At 66.2% G+C, this 7,558-nt stretch carries 7 protein-coding genes; 6 read left to right on the forward strand and 1 reads right to left on the reverse strand.

From position 1 onward, the window contains the following. Positions 1 to 150 precede the first annotated feature (150 nt). Positions 151 to 825 carry a MerR family transcriptional regulator gene (locus IEV67_RS06430; protein ID WP_188435678.1) on the forward strand — a complete coding sequence of 225 codons (675 nt, stop codon included), beginning with the start codon at positions 151 to 153 and terminating at the stop codon, positions 823 to 825. 10 nt (positions 826 to 835) lie between these two features. On the opposite strand, the gene IEV67_RS06435 is transcribed toward IEV67_RS06430, so the two are convergent. Then, the gene (locus IEV67_RS06435) at positions 836 to 1,369 is read right to left on the reverse strand and encodes an adenine phosphoribosyltransferase (RefSeq protein ID WP_033105326.1); all 534 of its coding nucleotides are present in this window, start codon (positions 1,367 to 1,369) and stop codon (positions 836 to 838) included. Positions 1,370 to 1,561: 192 nt separating this feature from the next. Here IEV67_RS06435 and IEV67_RS06440 point away from each other — a divergent pair, with 192 nt between their 5' ends. The 5 genes from IEV67_RS06440 (at position 1,562) to IEV67_RS06460 (ending at position 7,373) form a co-directional block, all read left to right on the forward strand. Then, positions 1,562 to 2,875, forward strand: coding sequence for an ABC transporter substrate-binding protein (locus IEV67_RS06440; protein ID WP_188435679.1), 1,314 nt, complete (start codon positions 1,562 to 1,564; stop codon positions 2,873 to 2,875). Positions 2,876 to 2,975: 100 nt separating this feature from the next. Beyond that, positions 2,976 to 4,034, forward strand: coding sequence for a carbohydrate ABC transporter permease (locus IEV67_RS06445; RefSeq protein WP_188435680.1), 1,059 nt, complete (start codon positions 2,976 to 2,978; stop codon positions 4,032 to 4,034). After that, positions 4,031 to 4,918, forward strand: a complete 888-nt coding sequence (locus IEV67_RS06450) for a carbohydrate ABC transporter permease (RefSeq protein WP_188435681.1) — start codon at positions 4,031 to 4,033, stop codon at positions 4,916 to 4,918. Before IEV67_RS06445 ends, IEV67_RS06450 begins: the two co-directional genes overlap by 4 nt. A 5-nt stretch (positions 4,919 to 4,923) precedes the next feature. Then, positions 4,924 to 6,354: a GH1 family beta-glucosidase gene (locus tag IEV67_RS06455; RefSeq protein ID WP_188435682.1), complete on the forward strand. Its 1,431-nt coding sequence runs from the start codon at positions 4,924 to 4,926 to the stop codon at positions 6,352 to 6,354. Between the two features lie 23 nt (positions 6,355 to 6,377). Then, positions 6,378 to 7,373, forward strand: a complete 996-nt coding sequence (locus IEV67_RS06460) for a LacI family DNA-binding transcriptional regulator (protein ID WP_188435683.1) — start codon at positions 6,378 to 6,380, stop codon at positions 7,371 to 7,373. The last annotated feature ends 185 nt before the right edge of the window (positions 7,374 to 7,558 follow it).

Here is a 7,558-nt window from a genome sequence, read left to right on the forward strand (position 1 = left end):
GAGCCCCCGCTCATCGAAGCTCCCGCCCGCGAATCCCCAGCGGCGACAGAGTCCCTCCAGAAGCAGGTTAGAGTCATCGCACAGAAGTCGCATCGTGGAGAGTTGCGAGGCTCTCCACTCTCCAACGCTCGACCTCGAGGGGGAGGACGCATGAAGCTCAAAGAGCTCGCCGTGCAGAGTGGAGTCAGTACGACGACCCTCAAGCACTGGATCCGGGTGGGGATCCTGCCGGGTGGACGGCTGCGCAATCGCACCACAGCGGTGTACGAGCAGCGGCACGTCGATCGGGCGCGATTGATCGTCGTGCTGCGTGATTCGTACAACGCCTCGACGGCCGCGATCAGGTCGCTCACCGATGTGATCGACTCGGATGCGGCGACGCTCGAGGTGATGAACGCGTGCCAGGCGTTTGCGCTCGGAATCTCAGAGGGAGTCGCGTCCGACCCTGACCACGAGGTCTTCCGCGAGCGCACGCACGAGCTGATGCGGCGCCGCGACTGGCGCGGTTATCCCGGTGCGGCCGAGCAGGGCCTCGCGCTCGTGCTCGCACAGGCGTCGGCGGTCGGCCTGGACTACGACGTCGAGGAGCTCATGGAGTACGCCGACGCGCTCGAGCCGCTCGTCGGTCGCAACATCGCCGCGCTCCGGCCGGACGGGTCGCGTGACGAGGTCGCCAGGAGGATGCTTCTCGCCGTCAACGCGCGTGCCCGACAGCTCGTCGCGGTGAGCAGCCTGGCGCATGCCGCGGCATCCATCCGCTCCGCGATCGATCGCGGCGTCGCGCCGGCCGACCTCGCTATGCCTCCGGCCGCATCCGGGAAGTAGTGCCGGGGCGTCAGGCCGAGTGGAAGACGGTGTGCAGGTCGCCGATGAGGTCGCGCCCGCCCAGCCCGTCGATCTCGAACAGCACGGAGATGCCTGTGACGTGCGATCCGAGTCGCTCGATCAGCTGGCGTCCGGCTGCCAGCGTGCCGCCGGTCGCGAGAACGTCGTCGATCAGGAGCACTCGTGAGCCGATCGGCAGATCGTCGTGCATCTCGACCGTCGCGGTGCCGTACTCGAGGGCGTAGTCGACGGATGCCGCGGGGCGGGGCAGCTTGCCGGCTTTGCGGATCGGGATCAGACCGACGCCTGCGGCGATGGCGGCTGCGCTCGCGATGAGGAATCCGCGTGCCTCGATGCCGGCGATGACGTCGAACTGACCGGCGAAGGGCTCGATGATCGCCTCGGTCGTCACGCGCAGCGCCTCGGCATCCGCCAGCAGCGGTGTGATGTCGCGGAACAGGATGCCGGGTTCCGGGTAGTCCGGGATGCTGCGGATCAGTGATTCGGCGCGGGTGAGAGCGGGGGACAGTTCGGCGGAGGGCACCGGCCAAGGCTACTTCAGTTGCGCGGATCCGACGGATCCCGGCCTCGTGAATGCTGACGCTTGACATCCGTGGGAGCGCTCCCATACAGTGGCATTCACGTTCGTGGGAGCGCTCCCACAGAAGCGGGTACCGCACGACGCGAACGCACATCCCGAACCACCACCACTGCATGACCCACAAAGGAGTGACCTGTGAACACACGCGCCCGCCGACGGATCCTGACGACAGTCGCCGTCGCATCCGTCTCCGCTCTCGCCCTCGCCGGCTGTTCAGCAGCCGCCGACGGCGACACCTCCGGCGGCGACGCCGATGAGGACGTCACGCTGACCATCACCACGTTCGGCACCTTCGGCTACGAAGACCTCTACAAGCAGTACGAAGAGGAGCACCCGAACGTCACGATCGAGGCGACCAACATCGACACCGGCGGAAACGCCCGCACCGATGCGTTCACCAAGATCGCCGCCGGCTCCGGCCTCAGCGACATCGTCGCGATCGAAGAGGGCTGGCTCGGCGCCGTCATGGAGGTCTCCGACACGTTCGCCGACCTGCGCGACTACGGCATCGAAGACCGCAAGGACGACTGGGTCGACTGGAAGTACGCCCAGGGCACCGACGCCGACGGCCGCGTCATCGGCTACGGCACCGACATCGGCCCGAGCGGCATCTGCTACAACGGCGCAGCGTTCGAAGCCGCCGGTCTTCCCAGCGATCGTGAGTCCGTCGCCGAGCTGCTGAACGGCGACTGGGAGAACTTCTTCGCCGTCGGCCAGGAGTACACCGACAAGACCGGCAAGGCCTGGTACGACCACTCCGGCTTCGTATGGAACTCGATGGTCAACCAGCTCGACGAGGGCTACTACACCGCTGACGGCGAGCTGAACGTCGAAGGCAACGCCGAGCTGAAGGAGCGCTTCGAGATGCTCGGTGCGGCCACCGAGGGCGGCCAGTCGGCCGCGCAGGCCGCATGGGACTGGAACGGCGGCAAGTCGTTCGTCGACGGCACCTTCGCGACCTTCGTCTGCCCCGGCTGGATGCTGGGCGTCGTGCAGGGTCAGGTCGAGGCCGGTGGCGGCGACGCGTCGACCGGCTGGGACTTCGCCGATGTCTTCCCGGGTGGCGCAGTCAACTGGGGTGGCGCATGGCTGTCGATCCCGGAGAGCTCCGCGCACAAGGAAGCCGCGGCGGCTCTCGCCGACTGGCTGACGCAGCCGGAGCAGCAGGTGGAGCAGTCCGCCGCCGCGGGCAACTTCCCCTCAACGATCAAGGCGCAGGAGTCGCTTGCCGCCGACGCGACGCCGAACGAGTTCTTCAACGATGCTCCGACCGGCGCCATCCTCGCCGAGCGGGCGCAGGGCGTCGTCGCGCAGTTCAAGGGCGCGGATGACTCGGTCATCCAGGAGAACGTCTTCGGTCCGGCGCTGAGCAGCCTCGACCGCGGCGAGACCGACACCAAGGGCGCGTGGGAGCAGGCGCTCAAGCTCTTGAACGAGCTCGTCGACTGACCCATCCGACCACGTTCAGGTCGCACTTTCTGCCGCTTCGGCACCGTCATACCGGCAGAAAGTGCGACCTGAACCGTGCACTCTCACGAGGCAGGACCACATGACTCTCACCGCCCAGCGCCGTGACACGGCATCCGCGGCGCCGAAGAAGCCGATCGACGCAGGCAAGCCATCTTGGCGTCACCGCCTCTCGCGGTTCGACCAGAACGCCTCGCCGTACGCGTACGTCGCTCCGTTCTTCCTGCTGTTCGGCCTCGTCGGCCTCTTCCCCCTGCTCTACACGGTGTACGTGGCAGTGCACGAGTGGGATCTGCTGAAGGGCGAAGGCGACTTCGTCGGGTTCGGCAACTTCATCGAGATCCTCGGCGACTCGATGTTCTGGAACTCGATCGGCAACACCCTGAGCATCTTCCTGCTCTCTGCGATCCCTCAGCTGGCCGTGGCCCTGCTGGTCGCCTACCTGCTCGATCGAGGTCTGCGCGCTCCGACCATCTGGCGCATGAGCGTGCTCATCCCGTTCGTGGTCACGCCCGTGGCCGTCGCCATCATCTTCTCCAGCATCTTCAACGAGGCAGATGGCCTCGCCAACAACCTGCTGAACCTGATCGGCATCGTCGATCAGGAGTGGAAGCACAACACATTCCTCTCGCACGTGGCGATCGCCGTGATGGTGAACTTCCGCTGGACCGGCTACAACGCACTGATCCTCCTCGCAGCGATGCAGGCCGTGCCGCGCGACCTGTACGAATCCGCGGCGATCGACGGTGCGGGCCCGGGGCGTCGGTTCTTCTCGATCACGATCCCGACCATCCGACCGACGCTGATCTTCGTGATCATCACCGCGACGATCGGCGGGCTGCAGATCTTCGCCGAGCCGCGCCTGTTCGACGTGTCGACTGCCGGCGGTATCGGCGGCAGCGACCGGCAGTTCCAGACGACAGTGCTGTTCCTATGGGAACTCGCATTCTTCAGGCGCAACCTCGGTGAGGCATCCGCCGTCGCCATCCTGCTGTTCCTGCTCATCGTCGGGATCGGCGTGATCAACTTCCTGCTCTCGCGTCAGATCGCCACCGGAGCCGCACCCAAGACCCGTGCCGTCAGACGTCGAGCCCGCAAGAACGCCGCGTCCGCCAATAACACTCAGGAGAAGACGCGATGACTGCGACCCAGGCACTCAGCGTGCCCGAGAAGATCCGTCGCCGTCGCAGCACCGGAGGCACCGCCGGCGTCGGCAGCCGACCCGGATTCCTCACTTACGGTCTGCTCGCCGCGTTCATCATCGGCAGTGTTTATCCGCTGTGGTGGTCGGTCGTCGTCGCGAGCGGCACCAATGCGACCCGTGGCGAGACTCTGCCGTTGATCCCGGGTGGGAACTTCTTCTCGAACGCCGCGAAGGTGCTCGACGCCATCCCGTTCTGGCTGGCGCTGGGCAACTCCTTCCTCGTGTCGACGATCATCACCCTCTCGGTCGTGACGTTCTCGACCCTCGCCGGCTACGCCTTCGCGAAGCTGCGCTTCAAGGGCCGCGAGGGGATGATGATCTTCGTGATCGCGACGATGGCGATCCCGACGCAGCTCGGCATCATCCCGTTGTTCATGGTGATGCGCGAACTCGGCTGGACCGGATCCATCGGCGCCGTGATCATCCCGACGCTCGTCACGGCGTTCGGCGTGTTCTTCATGCGCCAGTACCTCGTCGACGTCATCCCGGATGAGCTCATCGAGGCGGCGCGCATGGACGGTGCCAACCAGTTCCGCACGTTCCTCACCGTCGGCATCCCTGCCGCGCGGCCGGCCATGGCGATCCTCGGCCTGTTCACGTTCATGACCGCCTGGACCGACTACCTGTGGCCGCTGATCGTGCTCTCTCCTCAGAACCCGACCCTGCAGACGGCGCTGAGCCAACTGCAGTCCGGGTACTACGTCGACTACTCGATCGTGCTCACGGGCGCGGTGCTCGCGACGCTGCCGCTGCTGATCCTGTTCGCCGTCGCCGGCAAGCAGCTGGTCAGTGGAATCATGGCCGGCGCGGTGAAAGGATGACCTCTATGACCCGGCCCTTCCCCTCGAATTTCCTCTTCGGCGCCGCCACAGCGGCCTACCAGATCGAGGGTGCAGCGCACGAGGACGGTCGCACCGATTCGATCTGGGATGCGTTCGCGCGCGTTCCCGGTGCCGTCGTCGGCGGCGACAACGGCGACGTCGCATGCGATCACTATCACCGCTATCCCGAAGACGTCGCGCTCATGACAGAGCTCGGACTGCAGACGTACCGCTTCTCGACCTCATGGTCGCGGGTGCGCCCCGACGGCGGTGCCGTGAACCAGGCGGGCGTCGACTTCTACAGCCGCCTCGTCGACGAGCTGCTCGGCGCCGACATCCTGCCGTGGCTCACGCTCTACCACTGGGACATGCCGCAGGTGCTCCAGGAGAACGGCGGATGGACGAACCGCGACACCGTCGATCGCTTCCTCGAGTACGCCGGCACCATGCACGACGCTCTCGGCGATCGGGTGAATGTGTGGACGACATTGAACGAGCCGTGGTGCTCGTCGTTCCTCTCTTACACGGGCGGTGAGCACGCGCCGGGTCATACGAGTGTTGCCGAGGGGCTGCTCGCCTCGCACCATCTGCTGCTCGCGCACGGACGCACGGTGCAGGAGCTGCGCGGCCGCGATGCTGCGCTGAACCTCGGCATCACGCTGAACCACACAGTCGCCGACCCGGCCGATCCCGACAGTCCGGCGGACGTTGACGCTGCGCGTCGAGTGGATGGTCAGTTCAACCGGTGGTTCCTCGACCCGATCTACCGGGGGGAGTACCCGCCGGACATCGTCGAAGACATCCGTGGCATCGATCCGGATGCCGTCGCCCGGTTCGAAGAGGCGATCCACGATGGTGATCTGAAGTCGATCTCGCAGAAGATCGACACCCAGGGCGTCAACTACTACCACGGTGACCTTCTGTCGGGACGGGCTCCGGCCGTGCCTCCCGTGTCGGGCGGGCCGACGACCGGAAGGGCGACGCGCAGCCCGTACCCGTCGAACGACGGCATCCATTCCGTGGAGCGCGGGCTGCCGCGCACCGCGCAGAACTGGGAGGTGCAGCCGGAAGGCCTCACCCGTCTGCTGCAGCGCGTCTGGACCGAGTACGCCGAGCCGGCGGGCACCGTGCTGTACATGACCGAGAACGGCGCCGCGTACGACGACGTCGTGGTCGTGGAAGACGGCGAGACGCGCGTGCACGATGCGGATCGCACCGAGTTCCTGCGCCTGCATCTCGGTGCGGTGCTGGACGCGGCGGATGCCGGTGTCGACGTGCGCGGCTACTTCTATTGGTCGATGTTCGACAACTTCGAGTGGGCCTGGGGCTACGACAAGCGATTCGGCATCGTCCGCGTCGATTACGACACCCAGGCGCGCAGCCTCAAGGACAGCGGTCGGGAGTACGCTCGCATCATCGCCGCGCGAGCCCTCTGACCGCGCCGGCCGGAGGGAGAGCAGTGCCGTCACGCGCGACGATCGAAGAGGTGGCGGTCACCGCCGGAGTGTCACGCTCGACCGTGTCGCGGGTGGTGAACGGCTCGACCGCGGTGAGCCCCGAGGCGCTCGCAGCCGTGCAGGCAGCGATCGCCGAACTGAACTACGTGCCGAATCGCGCCGCCCGTTCACTGGCATCGAAGCAGACTCACGCGATCGCCCTGATCGTGCCCGAAGACACGACGCGCTTCTTCGGCGACCCGTTCTTCGCCGCGATCGTGGCGGGCATAACCGGTGCGCTCGGAGGGTCGGACTACCTGCTCAACCTGCTCATCGCCAGCGACGATCCCGGCGACAAGATGACGAGTTTCGTGCGCAATGGCGGGGTCGACGGCGCGCTGATCGTGTCGCATCACACGAGTGACGCGTTCATCGATCGCATTGCGGATGCCGTGCCCGTCGTCTGGGGCGGACGTCCGCTGCGCCAGCGGCTGAGCGATTATGTGGTCGACGTCGACAACGTCGCCGCGGCTCGCTCCGCGACGCAGCGCCTGATCGACATCGGTCGCACGCGCATCGCGACGATCTCTGGTCCGTTGAGCATGCTCGCTTCCGTCGATCGTGTGCAGGGCTTTCGCGATGCGCTTTCGGATGCTGGGCTCACCCCGTTCGCGGAGGAAGAAGGCGACTACGGCGAGACGAGCGGTGCGGAGGCCGTGCGCCGCATCCTCTCAGTCGGAACCCCGGACGCCATCTTCGTCGCGAGCGACCTCATGGCGCGCGGCGCGCTGAACGCCATGCGGTCGGTGGGGTTGCGGGTGCCGGAGGATGTCGCGCTGCTCGGCTTCGACGATTCCGCTGTGGCAGTGTCGACCGATCCGCCGCTGACGACGATGCGTCAGCCGATGTATCTGCAGGGCGAGACGATGGCCGCCGTGCTGCTTTCTCGTCTCGCCGGAGGAGAGCCCGAGAAGATGACGATCCTGCCGACGGAGTTGGTGGTGCGCGCTTCGGCGTAGTCCGCAATCACGGTGTCTCACAACCAATGGTTTGTGCCTGGAATCAGTCAGGAGGTTGTGAGACATAGTTGCGAGACACGCCCGAATCGAGTGTTTCCGGAATTGTCTTCTTATCAGGCGCTAGGGACTGCTGCACGGATAGGTGACATCTGATCTGGTTAGCCCGTAGGGCTGGCCTGGAAGGA

The organism is Microbacterium murale (genome assembly GCF_014635185.1).
GTDB lineage: Bacteria > Actinomycetota > Actinomycetes > Actinomycetales > Microbacteriaceae > Microbacterium > Microbacterium murale.

What these genes read in the sequence shown, in the direction of transcription:
- IEV67_RS06445 (WP_188435680.1), top strand. Translation starts at nt 2,976, where the DNA reads ATGACTCTCACCGCCCAGCGCCGTGACACGGCATCCGCGGCGCCGAAG.
- IEV67_RS06455 (WP_188435682.1), top strand. Translation starts at nt 4,924, where the DNA reads ATGACCCGGCCCTTCCCCTCGAATTTCCTCTTCGGCGCCGCCACAGCG.
- IEV67_RS06430 (WP_188435678.1), top strand. Translation starts at nt 151, where the DNA reads ATGAAGCTCAAAGAGCTCGCCGTGCAGAGTGGAGTCAGTACGACGACC.
- IEV67_RS06450 (WP_188435681.1), top strand. Translation starts at nt 4,031, where the DNA reads ATGACTGCGACCCAGGCACTCAGCGTGCCCGAGAAGATCCGTCGCCGT.